Annotated in this window: 2 protein-coding genes; both read right to left on the bottom strand. The window is 69.6% G+C overall.

What is annotated here, in order from left to right:
* On the bottom strand, window positions 1-368 hold a 368-nt coding region (locus AOT87_RS00020; RefSeq protein ID WP_131727577.1), incomplete at its 3' end, for a PPE family protein.
* A 5-nt stretch (window positions 369-373) separates the two neighbouring features.
* Window positions 374-612 (bottom strand): PE family protein (locus AOT87_RS00015; RefSeq protein WP_057969110.1); only part of this gene is annotated, 239 nt, incomplete at its 5' end.

The raw sequence follows: 612 nt of genomic DNA, 5'->3' as shown, positions 1-612 counted from the left end.
AGCACGCCATGAATCATGTGGTTGGCCGCCAGCTCGGCCAGCGTCGGCATCGCGGCCAGAGCCGTGGCATAACCGGCGGCGGCCGTCTCCTGCAATACCGCATTGGAGGCGCTCAGCGCGCTCTGCTGCGTCAGCCAAGCCAGATACGGTGCGTGGCTGGCAACATACTGGGTGGCGCTGGGCCCCTGCCAGGGACCGGCGTTGGTGGCAGCGAGCAGCTGCGTCAACTCCGTTGCGGCAGTGGCATATTGCGCGGACAGCGCCTGCCACTGAGCAGCCGCGGCCAGCAGTGCACCGGGTCCGGGACCGCTGGACAACAGGGCGGAGTGGACCTCGGGCGGGAAAGCCATCCAGATGGGGGCGGACACGGAAACTAGCCCCGCGCGATCATGTACGTTGCCGCGGCCTGCATATCCCCGGTGGTGTAGCTGGCCGCGGACTCCGAAACACCCAGACCGGCCCGGCCCAGCTCCTCAACAGCCAGCGCCGCCACCCCGGTGTGTTCGACACCGCGGGCACTGAAACCGGCCGCGGTCTCCAACGACACCGGATCGGCCGCCGGCGGTACCACCGCACCGATCACCGGCGCGGCAGCAGCATGTGCGGCCGCCA

This window comes from Mycobacteroides sp. H003, assembly GCF_001440135.1.
Taxonomy (GTDB): domain Bacteria; phylum Actinomycetota; class Actinomycetes; order Mycobacteriales; family Mycobacteriaceae; genus Mycobacterium; species Mycobacterium gwanakae.
The sequence above is the reverse complement of the archived record's forward strand: the minus strand, read 5'-3'. Positions and strand labels throughout refer to the sequence as shown.